This is a genomic window from uncultured Campylobacter sp., assembly GCF_938031315.1.
Classification (GTDB): domain Bacteria; phylum Campylobacterota; class Campylobacteria; order Campylobacterales; family Campylobacteraceae; genus Campylobacter_B.
On record NZ_CALHHT010000124.1, the window covers coordinates 1 to 1055 of the forward strand.

Annotated in this window: 2 protein-coding genes; both read left to right on the top strand. The window is 51.3% G+C overall.

The features are described from left to right. Positions 1-486 (top strand): hypothetical protein (locus tag Q0236_RS03440; RefSeq protein WP_297915186.1); only part of this gene is annotated, 486 nt, incomplete at its 5' end. Then, on the top strand, positions 483-1055 hold a 573-nt coding region (locus Q0236_RS03445), incomplete at its 3' end, for an ABC transporter permease (RefSeq protein WP_297915189.1). The genes Q0236_RS03440 and Q0236_RS03445, both read left to right, overlap by 4 nt.

Consider the following 1055-nt stretch of genomic DNA (forward strand, 5'->3'; position numbering starts at 1 on the left):
CGTAAATTTCAAAGCGCGAACGGCTCGCAAATAGATCATAAATTCAAAAGAGCGACCACTCTGCAAACAGGTCGCAAATTTAAAATGGCGGTCAGTCTGCGGGTAGCTTGTAAATTTAAAACTCCGATGCAAAAATTTCATCACGGATTTTGCGCCGCTGCGGAGCTTTTACGTCAGAAATTTTGCAGCGAGACCGTGCTGCACAACCGCTTAAAATTTCAAAGCCCGCCGTATGCGATCAAGCGATTAAAATTTCAGGGCGCGATGAGTAAAATGGGCGCAGGCAGTCGGTCTGCACTGCTAAAATTTCAAATCTTGGTTGCCGCACTTTCGCAATTAAAATTTAGGGGCGTACCAAATGCGATCACGCGGCTAAAATTTCAGGGCGCGATAGCCACAGCCGCATTTGCTGCGCGATTGAAATTCGGGAGCTTGCCACGAGCGGCGCAGTGCCGCAAAATCCGAGCACAGGGGCAGGGCGGATGAACTTTACCTTTTTAAAAATCCTCGTAAAAAAGGAGTTCGCGCAGATCGCAAAGGACCGATCGGCGCTCGTGATCGCGTTTTTGATGCCGCTAATTTTGGTCGTGATCTACGGATACGCGATGCGGATGGACATAAAGCCCGTCAAGGTGGGCTTCGTAAGCGATCTGGGCTCCAAAATCGAGCGTGATCTGCTTGGCGGATTTTTGGGCTCAAAATACCTGCAAACCCGCGTTTATACGGATTTAGAGAGCGCGAAGAGGGATTTTAAGGCGCACAAGATCGAGAGCATTTTGTATTTTGATCCGCGCTTTGCGGCTAAATTTCAAAACTCGTTGAGCGGGCTCGGCGGCGCGAGCGGCGGCATAAATTTAAATATTTCTAGCGATGAAAGCTCCTCCACGCGCGGCACAAGCGATATCCAAAACGTGAGCAGCGCCGAAAATTTCCGTCCGCTTGAGGATGACAGCGCGGGCGCTAGCACGGAGAGCGGTATAAATACCTCTGCGGGTGGCACCGGCGCAAGCGGCGAGAGTTCATACGGCAACGGCTCGGAAGCGGGCGGCAACGCA